15 protein-coding genes, 1 tRNA gene and 1 pseudogene are annotated in these 16,232 nt (G+C 69.3%); 9 read left to right on the forward strand and 8 right to left on the reverse strand.

Annotation, left to right across the window (positions count from 1 at the left end; genetic code table 11):
• Window positions 1–173 precede the first annotated feature (173 nt).
• The 4 genes from ACFY6U_RS28935 to ACFY6U_RS28950 all read left to right on the forward strand — a co-directional run bounded on the left by ACFY6U_RS28935 (window position 174) and on the right by ACFY6U_RS28950 (window position 4,873).
• Complete coding sequence (locus ACFY6U_RS28935) at window positions 174–353, forward strand: hypothetical protein (protein ID WP_390042858.1); 180 nt, start codon at window positions 174–176, stop codon at window positions 351–353.
• A 112-nt stretch (window positions 354–465) separates the two neighbouring features.
• Window positions 466–645 (forward strand): hypothetical protein, encoded by a 180-nt coding sequence (locus ACFY6U_RS28940; protein WP_390042860.1) that lies wholly within the window; start codon window positions 466–468, stop codon window positions 643–645.
• Window positions 646–806: 161 nt separating this feature from the next.
• A complete protein-coding gene (locus tag ACFY6U_RS28945; RefSeq protein ID WP_390042862.1) occupies window positions 807–3,572 on the forward strand; it encodes a hypothetical protein in 2,766 nt (921 codons plus the stop codon).
• 38 nt (window positions 3,573–3,610) lie between these two features.
• Window positions 3,611–4,873 (forward strand): MFS transporter, encoded by a 1,263-nt coding sequence (locus tag ACFY6U_RS28950; protein ID WP_390042863.1) that lies wholly within the window; start codon window positions 3,611–3,613, stop codon window positions 4,871–4,873.
• A gap of 120 nt (window positions 4,874–4,993) precedes the next feature.
• Here the strand turns inward: ACFY6U_RS28950 and ACFY6U_RS28955 are convergent, their stop codons facing one another.
• A complete protein-coding gene (locus ACFY6U_RS28955) occupies window positions 4,994–5,338 on the reverse strand; it encodes a hypothetical protein (protein WP_390042865.1) in 345 nt (114 codons plus the stop codon).
• 120 nt (window positions 5,339–5,458) lie between these two features.
• On the opposite strand from ACFY6U_RS28955, the gene ACFY6U_RS28960 reads away from it, so the two are divergent.
• Both ACFY6U_RS28960 and ACFY6U_RS28965 read left to right on the forward strand, forming a co-directional pair.
• Window positions 5,459–6,001, forward strand: a complete 543-nt coding sequence (locus tag ACFY6U_RS28960; protein ID WP_390042867.1) for a hypothetical protein — start codon at window positions 5,459–5,461, stop codon at window positions 5,999–6,001.
• 74 nt (window positions 6,002–6,075) lie between these two features.
• Window positions 6,076–6,858 (forward strand): tetratricopeptide repeat protein, encoded by a 783-nt coding sequence (locus ACFY6U_RS28965; protein WP_390042868.1) that lies wholly within the window; start codon window positions 6,076–6,078, stop codon window positions 6,856–6,858.
• On the opposite strand, the gene ACFY6U_RS28970 is transcribed toward ACFY6U_RS28965, so the two are convergent.
• From ACFY6U_RS28970 to ACFY6U_RS28980, 3 genes and pseudogenes are all read right to left on the reverse strand, one after another.
• Window positions 6,839–7,030, reverse strand: coding sequence for a hypothetical protein (locus ACFY6U_RS28970; RefSeq protein WP_390042869.1), 192 nt, complete (start codon window positions 7,028–7,030; stop codon window positions 6,839–6,841). The genes ACFY6U_RS28965 and ACFY6U_RS28970 overlap by 20 nt on opposite strands.
• A gap of 1,942 nt (window positions 7,031–8,972) precedes the next feature.
• Window positions 8,973–9,500, reverse strand: coding sequence for a hypothetical protein (locus tag ACFY6U_RS28975; RefSeq protein ID WP_390042871.1), 528 nt, complete (start codon window positions 9,498–9,500; stop codon window positions 8,973–8,975).
• Window positions 9,501–9,514: 14 nt separating this feature from the next.
• Window positions 9,515–9,793 (reverse strand): annotated as a pseudogene (locus ACFY6U_RS28980) (NucA/NucB deoxyribonuclease domain-containing protein); the annotation flags it as partial.
• A gap of 180 nt (window positions 9,794–9,973) precedes the next feature.
• Here ACFY6U_RS28980 and ACFY6U_RS28985 point away from each other — a divergent pair.
• From ACFY6U_RS28985 to fxlM, 3 genes are all read left to right on the forward strand, one after another.
• The gene (locus ACFY6U_RS28985; RefSeq protein WP_390042873.1) at window positions 9,974–10,672 is read left to right on the forward strand and encodes a phosphotransferase enzyme family protein; all 699 of its coding nucleotides are present in this window, start codon (window positions 9,974–9,976) and stop codon (window positions 10,670–10,672) included.
• A gap of 89 nt (window positions 10,673–10,761) precedes the next feature.
• Window positions 10,762–11,019, forward strand: a complete 258-nt coding sequence (locus tag ACFY6U_RS28990) for a hypothetical protein (protein WP_390042875.1) — start codon at window positions 10,762–10,764, stop codon at window positions 11,017–11,019.
• A 122-nt stretch (window positions 11,020–11,141) separates the two neighbouring features.
• The gene (gene fxlM / locus ACFY6U_RS28995; protein ID WP_390042877.1) at window positions 11,142–13,475 is read left to right on the forward strand and encodes a methyltransferase, FxLD system; all 2,334 of its coding nucleotides are present in this window, start codon (window positions 11,142–11,144) and stop codon (window positions 13,473–13,475) included.
• Window positions 13,476–13,997: 522 nt separating this feature from the next.
• Here fxlM and ACFY6U_RS29000 read toward each other — a convergent pair.
• The 4 genes from ACFY6U_RS29000 to orn all read right to left on the reverse strand — a co-directional run bounded on the left by ACFY6U_RS29000 (window position 13,998) and on the right by orn (window position 16,160).
• A complete protein-coding gene (locus ACFY6U_RS29000; RefSeq protein WP_390042879.1) occupies window positions 13,998–14,807 on the reverse strand; it encodes a tyrosine-type recombinase/integrase in 810 nt (269 codons plus the stop codon).
• Between the two features lie 24 nt (window positions 14,808–14,831).
• The gene (locus ACFY6U_RS29005; protein ID WP_390042881.1) at window positions 14,832–15,257 is read right to left on the reverse strand and encodes a hypothetical protein; all 426 of its coding nucleotides are present in this window, start codon (window positions 15,255–15,257) and stop codon (window positions 14,832–14,834) included.
• A gap of 113 nt (window positions 15,258–15,370) precedes the next feature.
• Window positions 15,371–15,443: transfer RNA gene (locus tag ACFY6U_RS29010), tRNA-His, on the reverse strand.
• Between the two features lie 114 nt (window positions 15,444–15,557).
• Entirely contained in the window at window positions 15,558–16,160 is a 603-nt protein-coding gene (orn, locus tag ACFY6U_RS29015) for an oligoribonuclease (protein ID WP_351497616.1), read from the reverse strand.
• Between the last annotated feature and the right edge of the window lie 72 nt (window positions 16,161–16,232).

Genomic DNA, 16,232 nt, shown 5'->3' on the forward strand with positions numbered 1-16,232 from the left:
TGGAGAACCCCCGCGTTCTCCACCGGGGCTTTTCGCAGCTCGCGCACGGCCGTGGATACCGGCCCCATACCGTCGCCAAACCGTCCCCGAACCCCTCCTCCCTACCGTCAGGACATCGGAACACCTTCCGTACCCCCCTCCGCCGTGAACCGGCACCGACGAAGGAGACGCTCATGTCCGACATCACCGAGCCCACCCCGGACGAGACCCCGGCCGTCGTCGAGGACACCGAGGAGGACGAGGTCGAGGCGCACGGTGTGAAGAACCTGCAGGACCTGGAGCCGAGCGACCCCGGTGTGTCCGGCGACGGCGGCGGCGCCGGCACCAGCAACGCCAGCCTGCTCGCCTGCTGAACCCGAACCCGAACCCGTCCCCAACCCGCGCGCACGGCACCGGCTTGGCCCCGAGCCGTGACGGTCCGGGCGAAGCCGCACCGCGCATCACCCACCTGAGAAGGAGACGCTCATGTCCGACATCACCGAGCCCACCCCGGACGGGACCCCGGCCGTCGTCGAGGACACCGAGGAGGACGAGGTCGAGGCGCACGGTGTGAAGAACCTGCAGGACCTGGAGCCGAGCGACCCCGGTGTGTCCGGCGACGGCGGCGGCGCCGGCACCAGCAACGCCAGTCTCACTCTCTGCTGACACACCGCCTCGAACGGCCCCGCCGCACTCTGGGCGGCGGGGCCGCACCCGGTGAGGCACGCCGTCCACCGGCGTGCCTCGCCCCCTTCATGCCCTGCTCCCACCCACCGGTCCCACCCCTGCCGGACCACCCGAGTCCGGCGTCCGCCCCTGGAGTTGCCATGCAGAAGGACGTGACCTCGTTCTGTCTTGTCGACGCCGACTTCTACGCGCCGGTGGAGGACGCGCCGGGCGCCGTCGATCTCGGTGAGCTCTATCGGCCCAGTCGCGTGCCCGAGGGGTGGCGTGCGGTCGAGTCCGGCATCTGGACGATGTGGCATCGCACGGGGCTCGGCGGTGTCGAGGACGGCTGGAAGATCCATGTCTCGGCCCGGCCCGACCGACCAGGCCAGGTCCTCGACATCGTCGCGGATGTGTGCTTCGCCGAGGACGTGCCCTTCAAGCACATGTCCTCCTGGTTCTTCTACCAGTGGATGCACCACAAGCACGCGTCCCGCCCCCAGGGCGGCAAGTTCACCGCTCTCTACCCGAAGGACGTGGCACAGGCCCGCCACCTCATGGAGCGGCTGGCCGCGGAACTGGGCGCCGAGGAGGGCCCGGACATCCTCACGGACCGACGCTTCGGACGCTCACGGGTCGTGCACTACCGCTACGGAGCCTTCGTGTTCCGCCATCGGATCCAGGCGGACGGCACCCGCACACCGCTGATGCGGGACGCGGCCGGCCGGCTCGTGGACGACCGCCGGGGCATCGGCTTCCGCCTGCCCGAGGGCATGGCCGACCCCTTCGCGCGCCCCGCACCGGCGAGCCCCCCCGCCACCACCCCCGCCGAGCCCGAGGAACCCGCCAAACCTCCCCGGCACGCCGGGCACGCCGGGCCCGCCGACGCGCCCGCCCCGCAGCAGCCTCCGACCGGCGCGCCCCTCGTCGGCGGCTTCCGCTTCGAGGAGGCGATACAGCACCGCAACGGCGGCGGAACCTACCGTGCCCGGGACGAGGCCACCGGCCGTGCGGTGTTCGTGAAGGAGGCGAGAGCACACACCGGCGTCAGAGAGGACGGGGCCACCGCCGCCGAGCAGCTGGACACCGAGTGGGAGACCCTGCGGACCCTGCACCGACTCGCCCCGGGCCTCGCCCCCGAACCGGTCGCCCGCTTCCGGGCGTGGGAGAACGAGTTCATGGTGACCGAGTTCATCGCGGGCAGGCCGCTGCACACCTGGATGGTCGCCAACAACCCGCTGCTGTGGGCCGGTGGCGCGACACCGGACGACCTCATCGCGTACTACGGCCGCTGCGAGCGTGTACTGGCCGCGATCGACACGGTCTTCGCCCGGCTGCACGCCCTCGGCCTCGTCTTCGTGGACGTCAGCCCCGGCAACGTACTCGTCGGGGACGACGACTCGGTCAGGCTCATCGACTTCGAGGCCACCCATCGCCTCGGCACCCCCTTCGTCCTGATCGGCACCGCGGGCTACTCCCCGCCGGCCCACCTCGTCGGCGACGACCTCTCCGTCTACGACGACTACGGCACGGCCGCCCTTGCCCTCCTCCTGCTGGGTCCGTTCCACCAGCCCGCCCGACGCAACCCCGACTCCCTGGCGCATCTGCGGCACGCCCTGGCCGAGCGGGGCCCGGTCCCGGCGGACCTGTGGAAGCGGGCCACCCGTTTCCACCGCCCTGGCGCCGACCCGGTCCTCCCGACCCCCGAACAGGTCGCCGCCGACCCCGTCCCCCACCTCGCCGACCTGCGCGACCGGGTCGCGGACGCCCTCGTCGCCATGGCCGACCCCGACCACCCGGCCCGGACGTTCCCCACGATCAAGGAGGGCTATGTCACCAACACCCTCTGCGTGGCGTACGGAACGGCGGGCGTCGTCCACGCCCTGAGCCGTGCGGGCCGTACGCTCCCCGACGGTGTACTGGACCGCCTGCGCCGCGACGCGCTCGCCACCGCGGACGAACTGGCACCTGGCTTCTACGTCGGCCTCGCCGGCATCGCCCGGGTGCTGGCCGACCACGGCCTGCTCCAGGAAGCGACCGACCTGCTGACCACGGCCGACAGCCACCCGCTCACCACCGCCTGCGCGACCCTCTCCGGCGGCCTCGCCGGTGTCGCCCTCGCCCATCTGGCCCTGCACGACCACACCCGTGACGCACACCACCTCGACCGCGCCCTCGCCCTGACCGCGGCCCTGCCCGACGCCGACGACACGCTGACCCCCCTGCTCGGTCCGGACGACGCCACCGGTCTGCTGCACGGCAGGACCGGCATCGCCCTGCTGCTCCACCGACTCGCCGCCGTCACCGGTGACCGGGCCCTGCTGGTTCGCGGTGTGCGTCTCCTGCACAGCGAACTCGACCGCGCCACCGACCCGGAGGGCGCTGCCCTGACCTTCCCGATCTCCGGCACCGACCGCCGCAGCCTGCCGTACCTCTACTGCGGCTCGGCCGGTACGTCGTACACGGTCACCAAGTACCTGGGCGTCCTCGACGACGAGCGGCTGGCCGAGGCCCAGCCCCGTCTGCTGGCCCCGCTCGGCCACGCGCACGCGGCCATGAGCGGCCTCTTCCAGGGGCTTTCGGGCATCGGGCTGGCGCTCGCGGAGCACGCGGAAGCGACCGGTGACGCCACCAGCCGCCGCCGGGCGCTGGACGTGGCCCGTCGACTGTTCTTGCACGCGGTCCCGCACCCCACCGGCGTCCGCTTCCTCGGCGACCAGTCCTTCCGCTTCAGCGCCGACCTGTTCAGCGGTTCGGCCGGCGTACTGCTCTTCCTGGACCAGCTGCTGAATCCGCGCCCCGACGCCGTCTTCGCCCTCGACGCCCTGACGGCCGAAGCGTCCGGCCGGATCCCCCCGAGGCCCGCTACCCCGGGTGCACGGGCGTCCGCCCCGGGACCGGACGTGTACGTCCGCACCCCGGCCTGATCCGCGACCGTCCCGCTCCCCACCCCGGAAGGAATGCCGTGCGACGCGATCTCACCCTCTACTGGTGGGGGCAGACCACCACAGCCTTCGGTTCCGTGTTCACGGCCATCGCGGTCCCCGTCGTGGCGGTCGTCCAGCTGGGGGCCTCGCCCGGCTGGCTGGGGGTGATCACGGCGGCGGGCATCGTTCCGGTCCTGCTGCTGGGCCTCCCGGCCGGCGCCCTCGCGGACCGGATCACCCGCCCCCGCCGCACGCTGGTCGCCCTGGACGTGGTGTCGGCGGTCGCGGTCGGCACGGTGGCGCTGGGCCTGACCACGGACATCGTGACAATCGGCTGGCTGGTCGCCCTGGGTGTCGTCCAGGGCGGCCTCTCCGTGTTCACCGGCTCCCTCTACTTCGTCCATCTCACCGAACTGGTCGGCAAGGACGGAATCGGCCGCGCCAGGGCCCGGCTCCAGGCAGGCCAGTACGGTGCCTCCCTCGTGGGCCGTTCGCTGGCGGGGCCCGCCGTGGCCCTCTTCGGGGGCGAGGCGGCGCTGGGCGTGGACGCGGTGAGCTTCGCCCTGAGTGCCCTGGCGCTGAGGGCCATGCACTCCCCGGACCATGCCCGGAGAACCGCCGGACCCACGCCGTCCGCCGGGCTGCCGACGGGTGTGGTGGGGGGCCTGCGCTTCCTCTTCGCCCACCCCTATCATCGGGCCCTGCTCGCCTTCGTCCTCTCCTCGGCGGTCGGTCTGACCGGTATGAACGCGCTCACCGGCCCGTTCCTGCTGCTGGTCCTCGGCCTGCCGACGGAGGCGTACGGACTCGTCTTCGCGCTGTCGGGTGCGATGGGACTGGCCGGTTCGGCAGTGGCCGGCCGGATCCTTGGCCCGGACCGCGACACCCACCGGATCACGGTGATCACCTTCGCGGCGGGCATGGCCTGCACCCTGCTGCTGCCGCTCGCCACGGGCCCCCTCGTCCTGGCGGGCCTGTGCGCGGCCCTGGGCATCGGTCTGCCGGTCCTCTTCGGCGCGATCGCCAACGTGGCGCTGAGCGCGGCGGTCGTCGCCGATATCCCCGAACACCTGCTGGGCCGCGCGATGGCCGGCCTGCAGGTCCTCATGGCGGCGGCCGGTGTGGCCGGCGCCCTGGCCGGCGGTGCCCTCGGTGACTGGGTCGGCGTGCGCCCGGCCCTCTGGCTGCTGGCCCTTGTCATGCTGACCGCCATGGTCCTGGCCGCCCCGCTCGCCCTGCGCGCCGCGCTCCGGCAGGCGACCACCGTCGCAGCGGCGGACGAGACTCTGGACCCGGCGTGACCCGACGTCTGCCCGGCCGGGGGTGACAGGGGGTTACGGCGGCCGGTCCGCCCTGTGACCGAGGCCGGATCGCGGGACCACTGGAGCCGGGAACGGACCGGATGCGGCTGCCGTCGCCGATCACCCCGCTCGTGCTCGAAGGACGACAACCTTCGCGCCCTCCGGAACCATTTCACCGATCTCACCGATCTCACCGATCTCACCGGTCCCTCCGGCCCCGCCGAGAACTCCATGCGGCGTGCGCCCGAACGGGCCCGGGACGGTGTCGCGCAGCGGCGTCTCCTCGTCGCACTCCTGCGGCGGCGCCCCACGGAACGGACCGATGCGGACCAGGTCCTGCCGGTCCATCCCCACGGCGTTCAGTTCCGCGGCCGCCCGGCGCACCTTGCCCTCCGGGGCGCACCACTGGCCGCCGCCCACCCTCACCGTCGGCACCACCTGGCCGCCGAGCAGGACGTACTTCACCCGGGCACGGGCAGGAGAGCGGGTGAATGCCCCAGCAGCCGTCAGCACAGCGCTCTTGGCGGTCAGATCGACCCACAGAGTGTCCGCGGCACCCAGATCCGGGCCGGCGCTGTCATCTCGATGCTGGACCCGACCGGGTTCATCGGTGGAGCCAACTGCATCCAGAACCCGTCCAAGCTCGGCTGTGGGTTTGCGCTGGCCGGTGCCGTGCCGATATTCGGCAAGGGGTTCAAGGGTGGCAAGGTCCTGCTGGAGGGTATCGACGGACTGGACAACCTTCCCAAGAAGCTGCCCGGCGAACTGGATTTCCCCGCCTTTCCTGAAGGGAAGACCGCAGCTTATTCCGACGGCAACTACACCCTCAGCGGCTACGGTGAACTCGCACCCGACGGTTTCGCCCGCGCCGATGTCGGGGAAGTCGGCACCCTCTTCGACATGCAGAAGCGCCACCCGTTCTTCATGGACAACGCAGCCGGCGACGGTGCCTACTACCTCAGTCACGCGGAGAAGCAGGCGGTCACGCTGAGCCCGGGAAGCCCAGTGGTGGTGACGAAGCCCATGTGCGACAACTGTTTCCAAGGATTCACAGACCTCGCTCGTGATACGGGACAGTCGCAATGGGTACTTGATCCGAGCGGACTGTACGTATTCAGACCACAGTGATAACTCAATAGATGAGGGCGTGTTCGTGCTACAATTCGCGAACACGTCTTTCTCTCTTTCATCTTGGAGCTGTAGTGGATCGCGCCGACAGGAAGAAGCTCTTGGAGCAAGCTCGTGAGGCGGTCCGAGGAATGAGATCCCATAACGCTGAGGCGGCCAAGCGTCTGCAGCAGCTGTACCCTGAAGTACGCCAAGTCGCGGACTCGGGTGACCCCGATTTTCAGGAATTGATCGGCGGCATCGCGCTTGAATATATGAAGGAGTACGAAGCCGCGCGCTGGTACTTCGGACAGGCCGCGAAGGCGGGGAATGCCGCAGCGCTACGCGGGCTCGGGTACATGCTGCTCCGAGGCCTGGGTGGTAATAAGAACCCCGAGAAGGCCGTAGAACTGTTCCAGGTAGCCGCTGATGAGGGTGACAGTGCGGCGCAGTACAACCTGGGTGCGATGTACCTCAGGGGAGATGTGGTGCCGAAGTCCCGGGACAAGGCCCTCCAGTACCTCGAAGCAGCGTCAGGGGCCGGAGAGGGCACGGCCTCCTGGCAACTCGGAGACATCAAGCTGGCTGAGCGGGACTACAAGGCGGCACGACGCTACATGGAACTGTCGGTCGATCAGGGCGCGTACGTCGGCCTCAAGGAACTCGCCCCGATGTGCCGTGACGGCGTCGGTGGAGACGTCGACCTGGTCCGAGCCCTCGGCTGTTTCCTGAAACTCCTGGATATCGGGGACGGTGACGGTATGCACGAGGCACACCAGATGGCGGATCGGATGACCGACGAGGAAATCAGGGAAGCCGCTGCCTGGGCGAATCGTGACGCTGAGGGTGAGTCCCTCATCAGGCGGGCTCGCCGTTGAGGTGGCAGGGGTCCCACGGGACAACGTACAGGTGGTGGCCGTCGCCCGCCACCACCTGTACCGCGGCGGCGCTCTGGGCGGCTTGGTCGCCGAGGTAGGCGTCGACGTCATGGATCTTGATGATGCTGCGGTCGCGCCGCGCGGTGACGCTGTATTCGGCGAGGAGCGTCATGAGAAATCTTTCTGCCAGTCGGTGATCTTGACGTAGGGTCCTCACCGCCTCAGCTCGGTACGGGTGCCGGCGCTGACGCTCGCTCAGGTGAGGTGCCACCGCTCTCAGCTTCGTCCGCAACGGACCGATCAACTCATCGAAACGCCCTATGCCACACGTGAAACGAGTCGAAGTACCGGAAGCGACCCGTAGTTCGAGGGCCCCGGTGCCTCCTCAGAACAGTTCTAGATCCTCGCTGCTGGTGTCCGCGGCGACTGGCCGGGGCTGGGCGGGGAGGCCGTCCAGGCGGTCAGGACCGGCCGCGGCGGCTACGGCGGGGGCCGTCTCGGCCGGCCAGGCACGAAACCGCTCGGCGGCTTCGCGGTAGGGGACTTGTGCCAGGACGCGGTGCTCGTCGTCTGCCGATCGTCGGCGTCTCGGGCCTGCCGGGGGTGGGAGGGCGGCTCGGTGACGGCTGCGCTTCGCCGGCGGGTCCGCGCGGCTTGCACCCGTTGCCTTTCGGCGTGCTCGGCCGCGTCGAGCAGCCTGACTGCAGCGCGCGGCAGCCACCATGTGCGCTGCGTCCCGTCGCGGGTCTGCTCCACGAGCATCTGTCGCCAGTCGATTCCCCGTCAGGTGGTGCGGCCGGCCGACTTCACGTCGTGCTGCCTGCGCAGGGCCGCGCAGCGCCTGCAGTTCCCCTATGATGCGCTGGCGCCAACGCAGCGGAGCCTCCTCGTCGCACTCCTGCCTCGGCGTCCCACGGAACGGACCGATGCGGACCAGGTCCTGCCGGTCCATCCCCACCGCATTGAGTTCCGCGGCCGCCCGGCGCACCTCACCCTCCGGGACACTCCACTGACCGTCGCTCGCCTCACCGTCGCCACCACATGGCCGCCGAGCAGGACGTGTCCCGCCCGGGCACAGGCAGGGGAGCGGGTGAATGCCCTGGAAGCCGTCGGCACAGTGCTGTCGGCCGTCAGATCGACCCACAGGGCGTCCGCGGCACTCAGGGTGATCAGGCCGTCCGTGCGGCCGGGCATGACACGCTCTGACATAGCGACAGGCTAACGGCCTGCAACGAGCCAAGGAGCCTCCAAGCGGCTCGGTTGGCGCGGGCCGCCGACATTCCTGTCGACCGCAGCCTTGGTGGCTTGGCCGCCCTCCTCGCGTCCTTCGTCCCTGATCAGGATCCCGTCACTCACCGGCGGACCGATGCACAGAAACCGCACAGTCTGCGACTGGCTGCATGCTTTACGTGATATTCCGTACGGACTTACGGCTATCGCTTCTTTCCGGGCGACTTGAATCCCGGGTGTATGGGCCGTAGTGCGGCCGTGGCCAAACGCTAAACAGGCCCCTGGCCCGCGTTTCCGCAGGCCAGGGGCCTCTCTTTCAAGGGTGAGTGACGGGACTCGAACCTGTTTCGTATCCCTATCGTGACCTGCGGCTTTGCTGAACAGGTGGGCAAATACGGGCATACGGGTGACGGGTGATGACGCTGTGCGGCATCCGGTTTGGCCATGGCCAAACGCTCCCCTTGAGGATGATGGGGGGCGTGCAGCGCGGGGTTCGTGCCCTCGCGGGCTGCGCGCCGTATAGGGCGGTCCTGCCTTCCTGGCGGCCCTTCGTGCTTCCGGCGCCGTCCGCACGGTGAAGCCGATCCCTTTTGCCGTCCTCGCTGAAGACTTCCTCTCCGCAGCCGTCGCGCGCGCCGTCTCCGGGATGCGCGTCTCCGCGGCCGCTGACATGGATCACGACCGTCATCTGGCACGACGGGAGAACAGGAGCGACGTACGCGATCCGCCACTCGGCGGCGGCGGTACTCCCGGCCACTCAACTCGGGCAGTGACGACGGGCACCCGAACCCCGTCCGCCGAATCTGTGTCCGCATGCGTCAAGCAGTTGCCTGACCTGGCGTGCCTCTTCGCGAAGAGTCCCGGTGCACGACAAACGCGGGCTGTCAGTCGTCATCCTCGTCGTCCGGTTCGGATTCCCGGACGAAGGCCAGGTCGAGTACGTAGCGTTCGTCGACCGGGCATCGGTCCCAGGCCTGCCGGATCAGTTCGGGGGTCCAGTCCTCGTCGATCCTGCTCAGGGTGTCGTCGTAGTAGGCGGAGGCCGCTGCTCGTCCGGCCCACCACGCGTAGCCCTCGTACACGCCCGGCCGGGGCAGGGTCATCTCGCCCGCCGGGCCAAGGGTGAGCTGGTTGACGACGAGGGTGCCGGTCTCGGACTCGATGCTGACCGGGACGTGCCCTTCGGCGTCGGCAGAGGGCTTGGGTGGTGTGTCCCAGACGCGGATGGTGACGCGCACCTTGATGTCCGCCTGCAGACTGAGGAGGAACAGGTGGTAGCCGTTGCCGGCTACCACCTGTTCCTCCGCGGCTTCCATGGCTGCCTCGTCACCGAGATAGGCGTCGGCGTCGTAGACCTCGACAACTCGGCGGTCGGGGCTTGCGGTGACGGTGTACTCGGCGAGGAGCGCCATGGGGAACCTCTCTGTCAGTCGGTGATCTTCACGTAGAAGGCGTCGCCGTCCAGGACCCGGTTGGTGGTGTACATCGCGTCGAGCCGGCCACCGCCGGCCCGGTTGTCCTTGCCGTCGATCAGGCGGACGGAATAGCGATTGTCACCCTTGGTCGAGCCTTCCTTGGTGCTGGCGAAGGGGTACTCGTCGCATTCAAGCCCGCTTCCGGTGTAGTCGCCCCACACCTTCTTGCACTCCTTGATGGACTTGGTGCGATTCGCATCCTGCTTGTCCTTGTCGACCAGCCGGTGAAGCGGATCCTTCTCTCCCGGAACGGTCTTGCCCGTGAAGGACGGGAACGTCCGTTCCGGGCGCTTCGGGTGCTGGTCGCTGCCGGGCGGTCAGCCAGTCCCCGGCGAGAGCCTGGACGGGGCGATCGCTTTCTCCGTCCTCTCGGCCCACCGTCCTTCCGCATACGGAAACCGGTGATCTGTATGGCCGAAGCGGACTGGAGGCAGACCCTGACCACCGAAGTGCTGGCCACCCGTTACGGAGTGGTGGCCGAGGTCATCGAACCCGTGCACATGGGCACGGACACGATCAACCGACGGGTCCTTACGGACGACGGGCTGCGTCTGTTCGTCAAGCAGTACCCCTTGACGGCCGACCTGGACGCAGCCCGGGAAGCCTGGGCCATGTCGGAGTACTGTCGGGCCGCGAAGCTCCCGGTCCCGAGGGTGTGGCCCGACATGGACGACAACCTGGTGACCATCGCGAGAGGCAGCGCGTGGGCCGTTGTCGACGAAGCTCCCGGCCGCGTGAACATGTCGGCGATGGCAGTCCCCCTCGCCGAGAACATCGGTGTCGTCATGGGCCGGATGCACCGTGTGCTCGCCGCGTATCCGTTGCCTGGGCGATTGCAGCACACCCGTTGGCGGACTGAGTCCGTCGACGACGCGGTGGCGAGGTGCGACGCCGTGATCGTCAGGGCTGTCCGCGAGGGCCACCACGATCTGGACCAACTGGGCGCCGACATCGAACAGCGGCGTGAGGACCTGCGTGGCCAGGTCCCCCGGTTGCGGGACCGGTTGCCCGGGATACTGGTGGAGCAGGCCCTGCACGCCGATCTCAGCCGCACCAACCTCATCACCTCGCCGATTCCCTCACCGGCGTCATCGACTTCCGTTGCCTGACCGCCTCGCCGGCCTGGGAGCTGGGGCGGGCCGCGTTCGATCCGCGCACCGTCGCTACGAGCACCGACTGGACGACCTGCGCCCTCGCCATGGTCGGTGCCTATCGTGAGGAGCATCCCGGTCTCCCCGCGCAAGAGGTGCGGTCCTGCGCCCGGATCGCGTTGCTGTACATGCTGTTCAGCCTCTACGGCGCCACCACCACTGAGTACGGCCTGCCCTGGGCGGCGGAGACGGACCTGCAACGGCACTGGAGTGAGCGTCAGATCGCGGTCCGTCGTCTGCTCGCGAATCTTGAGGATCTCGAAGAGGCGCTGATCGACGTCGCGGCCAGCGGAGGTACGCCGTGACCATCCGATACGTGACCATCCGATATCCGCTGTGACCGACGAACGGGAACCGTCGAATGCGAACTGCGCGCGCTTCGCACGGAAGCCATCAATCTGCCCCGATCTCAGACTAGGAACCTCCAGTGGCCTACACCACGCCCCATGAGTGGGATTCTCACTACGCGAACGGCAAGACCTTCCGGCCACTCGGCGACGCCGAGCGTCGGCTGCTGGCCGAGCACGCCCCTGCTCCCGACCAGGGCCTTGCTCTGGACGTGGGCTGCGGCCTGGGCGAACTCGCCCGCCACCTCGCCGACACCGGCTACACGGTCGACGCCATCGACTTCGCCCCCGCCGCCCTCACCCACGCCCCCACGACCCCGGCGGTCACCTACCTGGTGCACGACATCGAACGCGACGGCACCGACGGACTGCCCCACCCCGCGTACGACCTGATCACGATCCGCCTCGCCTGGGCCTTCATCCGCGACCGCACCCGCGTGATGAACCGGCTGCGCGAACGGCTGCGCCCCGACGGCACCCTCGTCGTCATCACCCCCACCACCACGAACGTGCCCGACGACCGGCGCGACATCGCCCTCGACGAGGACGAACTCGGCCTCCTGTGCGAGGGATGGCGCTTCGCCGAACGGCACGACGCCGACGGGCTCGCCTTCATCGTCCTGCGCGGCCCCGCCCCGGGCCACGTCACCTGTACCGGGAAGAACGAGCCCTCCGCGCACGCACTGACGGGCGCGGGTGTCGTCGTCACCGACACCGCGGGACGGATCCTGCTCGGCTGGTCGAGGCGGCGCGGGGTGTGGGAGCTGCCAGGCGGGAAGAACGACGCCGACGAGGACTTCCTCACCACCGCCGTGCGGGAGCTGCGGGAGGAAACCGGCCTCACGGCCGACCCGGGAAGTGCCCGGCTGCTGGCCCTGCTGATGGACTCCACGCACGGCATCCCGCGGATGACGGCCGCGGTCCGCATCACCTCCTACTCCGGCGAACCGGCCGTCACCGAGCCCCACTTGACCAGCCGCTGGGAATGGCACGAGGTCACGGACCTGCCCCATCTCGACCAACCGCTGTTCACGCCGAGCGCGCACGTCATCGACACCGTGTGGCCCGGCCTGCTGACCGGACTGCCGCCTGTGCACCGCTACCCGATCACTCCCGCAACCATCTCCGAGGCCGCCCAAGAGGCCGGGGAAGCGGCTGAGTTGCGCCAGACGATGGCCGACCGGCTGATCGAGGAGGGCGACATGGACGCGGGCAGCATGATCGAGGCCGCCATCCGGCACGTCCCTCGCCACCGCTTCCTGCCTGATGTCCCTCTGGCCGACGCCTACGACGCCAAGAAGGCCCCCGTCACCAGGCAGCCCCCTGACGGGAAGACCACCAGCAGTGTCTCGGCTCCCTGGCTGCAGGCGGTCATGCTGCGCGATGCCGCCCTTCAGCCCGGCGACACCGTGATCGAGATCGGCTCGGGCGGCTACAACGCCGCCCTCCTCAAGGAGCTGGCCGGCCCGCACGGCACGGTGATCACCATCGACATCGACCCATACGTCACCGACCGCGCCCGTCGCTTCCTCGACGACACCGGATACGACCAGGTCCGCGTCCATCTCGGCGACGGTGAACAGGCACCCGCGAATCTCGCCGCACCGGGCAGCGTGGACGCCGTCGTCGTCACCGTCGAAGCCCGCGACGTCCCGCCAGCCTGGATCAACTGCCTCACCGAGGGCGGCCGCCTCGTCGTCCCACTCCGCATCCACGGCTACACCTGGTCCATCGCCTTCACCAAACGCGACGGCCTGCTGATCGCCGATCGCTTCGAGGTGTGCGGGTTCGTCCCCCTCCAGGGCCCCGGCCACCGCCCGGACCACACTGTCGAGCTGCGCGGCGGCGAGATCACCGTACGTTTCGCCGACGGCACTCCCACCGACACCAGCCGCCTCGAAGCCGCTTTCGACATGCCCCGCACCGAGCGGTGGACCGGCGTCACCATCCCCGGCCAGGTGCCCTTCGACAAGCTCATGCTGTGGCTGGTCACCCACCTCGACACCGGGTTCGCACGGCTGTCCGTCGACAAGGCCCTCGACACCGGCGTACTCCAACCCCCCAAGGGCTCGGACGCCGCCACCCTCGTCCGCGGCGACTCCCTCGCCCACCTGCTGCATCGCAAGATCAGCGACGACAGCGACGGGCTCTGGGAGTTCGGCGTCCACGCCTACGGCCCCCAAGCAGACGACCTGGCCGATGTGATGGCCGGCCTCGTCACGGCCTGGGACCACACCGCCCGCGACAGCACCCCCACGCTCACCATCCACACCGCCCGCGCCCACTACCCCGTCGAGTCAAACCAGCGCGTGATCAGGAAGCCCCACGCGGACCTCGTGTTCGCCTGGGAATCGTCCGGCCCCGCGACCGCTGATGCAGCGGGCTGTCAGCCCGTGGGGGAGAGCGTCTCGTGACGCCGGCGGCCATGAACGCCAGGGAGGTCATGGGCCCCCGCAGGAGAAGGCCGGCGACGTCGCCAGCCGCGTATGGAGCGTCACGTGCGCAGGGGTGGACAGGTGATCGCCCTGTTCACGGACGTGCGCGGGCGTGTCCTAGTGCGGTTGGTCCACTAACGGGACGTCCGGCTGCCACCCAGTGGCGAGACGCCGATGAGTACCCCAGTCGGCTGCTCAGAGCTTCATGGTTGGTCGGTGAACAGAGAGAATAGTGTCGGTATTCGTCCGGTTTCAGCGCCGAGCTGGTCGTACTACGGTGGCACGCGTGGACTGGGGGACGCTGCTGGGCACGGTCGTTGGTGCCGTCTTAGGGATCGGCTCGACCTGGATCGCCGACCGCACACGATCCCGTCGTGAACAAGGGCCGTACTCGCCCTCCACTGGCGACGTCCAGCTGAGGTTGGAAAAGCCTCAGCATCTGCGTAGCCAAGCGTGGCTGTCGGGGTGCCCGCACCGTCACGAGGGCACCGCCGACTTCGCTCAGGCGCCTACCAGCCGCAGGCCGCGGGCGGCGGTCGGGCGGCCACTCATAGCGGCCTGAACGGCGGCGCTGATGTCGGAGTCCAGGGAGCGGACCAGGTGGCCGTATCGGTCGATGGTGGTCTCGATCGACTCGTGGCCGAGGCGGGCCTGGATGGCGGGCAGGGGGATGTTCGCGGCCAATAGCCAGGCCACATGGCTGTGGCGGAGGTCGTGGATGCGCGGTCGGCGTGGCAGGCCCGCGTCGACCGCGGCGGCAACTGCGGGTTTCCACTTCCTGTTGTAGAAGTTGTAGTGCCTCCACGCCCTGCCCGTCGTCGTCCGGAAGACGAAGGAGTCGGGAGGCATTCCGTCCGTCAGGCGCCTGACCATGTCGACCTGAGCCGGTGCCAGTGCCACGAGGCGGCGCGCCTTCCTGGTCTTCGGGGGCCCGAGGAAGAAGGAGCTCTCCGAGCCCCTTGGAGCCCTCTTCCACGCCCTTTGGACGCTTGCGGTGGGTACGGGGCCGCCGAGCTTGAGGTCCTGCACCTGGAGGGCCGAGGCCTCGCCCCAGCGCATGCCCGTTCCGACCAGCCAGTCGGCGAGGCCCTGGGCGTCCTCGTCGGTGACGTGACGACGGATCAGCTGGTACTCGTCCTGCTCCAGGAAGACCATCTCCTCGACGATCTCGTCGTCGGCTCGAGGCAGCCGGGTGCCGACGCAGCAGTTTTTCGTCCTCAGCGGGGGGTCGGCCTCGATCGCGGCCTGGACGACGTACCACAGGAGACCGTGCCGGTTGGCTATGGACTTGGGGGCGGCAGGTCGTCGCATCCACCGCCCGGTCTCCGGATCCTGCTAGCCGGCCTCCTGGAGGCGGATCCAGTCCTGCACGTCGTCCGCCGTGATGTTGCCGATGGTGGCAGGCATGACCAGCCCCGCCCGCGTTGTGTGCACGAAGAGCGAGACATGGCGGTCCACTTCGCGGAGGTAGTCGTCACGGGTCCGTTTGTCGATGCCGGTGAGACGCTCCACGTAGCGGCGTGACCATTCGACGAGCAGTACGTCGTCGGGGTCATGCTCGGGTTCGACAAAGCCCTGGCCGGGGACCCAGCCGTAGGGCCACTGCTGGCCGTGGGCGTCGACGAGCTTCTTGAAGGCTTCTGCCTCGGCCAGTTCCCCGAACCTCTCGGACTCCCACGAACCGCCGCGCCCTCCCTGGAGCCAGCGGACCTGGAAACTCGCCGTGCCGTCCTTGCGGATCCGATTCCTGGTGGTCGCCATGGGACCGGACAGTAGATCGAAAATCCGGCCGCGTTTGGCCGCCGTTTGGCCAAGGCGGGAGACCGAAAGGCCCCTGACCCGCGTTTCCGCAGGCCAGAGGCCTCTCTTTCAAGGGTGAGTGACGGGACTCGAACCCGCGACATCCTGGACCACAACCAGGTGCTCTACCAGCTGAGCTACACCCACCACGACCGGCGGTGACTTTGTGGTTTCTCCGACCGGCCGAGAAAAAGTGTACAGGGTCCGAAGGGGTGCTCGCGCACGGCTTTCCGGGAGCCGCCTGCGGGGCCTCCCGGGGGGCTATTCCGCAGGCAGGACGTGCTTGGCCGCGATGGTCCGCGCGGTGTCCGAGTCCGGGCCGGGCTGCGGTACGAAGATGGCCTCGCGGTAGTAGCGCAGTTCGGCGATCGACTCGCGGATGTCGGCGAGGGCGCGGTGGTTGCCGTTCTTCTCCGGGCTGTTGAAGTAGGCCCGCGGGTACCAGCGCCGGGCCAGCTCCTTGACGCTGGACACGTCGACGATCCGGTAGTGGAGGTATCCCTCCAGGGCCGCCATGTCCCGGGCGAGGAAGCCGCGGTCGGTGCCGACGGAATTTCCGCACAGCGGGGCCTTGCCGGGTTCCTTCACGTGTTCCCGTACGTAGGCCAGGACCTGCTCCTCGGCCTCGGCGAGCGTCGTGCCGCCGGCCAGCTCGTCGAGCAGGCCGGACGTGGTGTGCATCTGCCGCACCACCTCCGGCATCGTCTCCAGTGCCTTGGCCGGCGGACGGATGACGATGTCCACGCCCTCGCCGAGCACGTTCAGCTCGGAGTCGGTGACCAGTGCAGCCACCTCGATGAGCGCGTCGTCGGACAGCGAGAGGCCGGTCATCTCGCAGTCGATCCACACCATGCGATCGTTCATGCGACCACCCTAAAGCTGACGTCGGCATTTGGGTGCCCCCGGTGCAACGCCGACGTCTGCGGGGGCTGCCGC

Origin of the sequence: Streptomyces sp. NPDC013157 (genome assembly GCF_042899865.1) — a bacterium.
Lineage (GTDB): Bacteria > Actinomycetota > Actinomycetes > Streptomycetales > Streptomycetaceae > Streptomyces.

Excerpts from the sequence above, each read along its gene's own strand:
- ACFY6U_RS28975 (WP_390042871.1), bottom strand. The coding sequence starts at position 9,500 with ATGGCGCTCCTCGCCGAGTACACCGTCACCGCAAGCCCCGACCGCCGA.
- ACFY6U_RS28940 (WP_390042860.1), top strand. The coding sequence starts at position 466 with ATGTCCGACATCACCGAGCCCACCCCGGACGGGACCCCGGCCGTCGTC.
- ACFY6U_RS28985 (WP_390042873.1), top strand. The coding sequence starts at position 9,974 with ATGGCCGAAGCGGACTGGAGGCAGACCCTGACCACCGAAGTGCTGGCC.
- ACFY6U_RS28945 (WP_390042862.1), top strand. The coding sequence starts at position 807 with ATGCAGAAGGACGTGACCTCGTTCTGTCTTGTCGACGCCGACTTCTAC.
- ACFY6U_RS29000 (WP_390042879.1), bottom strand. The coding sequence starts at position 14,807 with ATGCGACGACCTGCCGCCCCCAAGTCCATAGCCAACCGGCACGGTCTC.
- ACFY6U_RS28935 (WP_390042858.1), top strand. The coding sequence starts at position 174 with ATGTCCGACATCACCGAGCCCACCCCGGACGAGACCCCGGCCGTCGTC.
- orn (WP_351497616.1), bottom strand. The coding sequence starts at position 16,160 with ATGAACGATCGCATGGTGTGGATCGACTGCGAGATGACCGGCCTCTCG.
- ACFY6U_RS28960 (WP_390042867.1), top strand. The coding sequence starts at position 5,459 with ATGCTGGACCCGACCGGGTTCATCGGTGGAGCCAACTGCATCCAGAAC.
- ACFY6U_RS28970 (WP_390042869.1), bottom strand. The coding sequence starts at position 7,030 with ATGACGCTCCTCGCCGAATACAGCGTCACCGCGCGGCGCGACCGCAGC.
- ACFY6U_RS28990 (WP_390042875.1), top strand. The coding sequence starts at position 10,762 with ATGGTCGGTGCCTATCGTGAGGAGCATCCCGGTCTCCCCGCGCAAGAG.
- ACFY6U_RS29005 (WP_390042881.1), bottom strand. The coding sequence starts at position 15,257 with ATGGCGACCACCAGGAATCGGATCCGCAAGGACGGCACGGCGAGTTTC.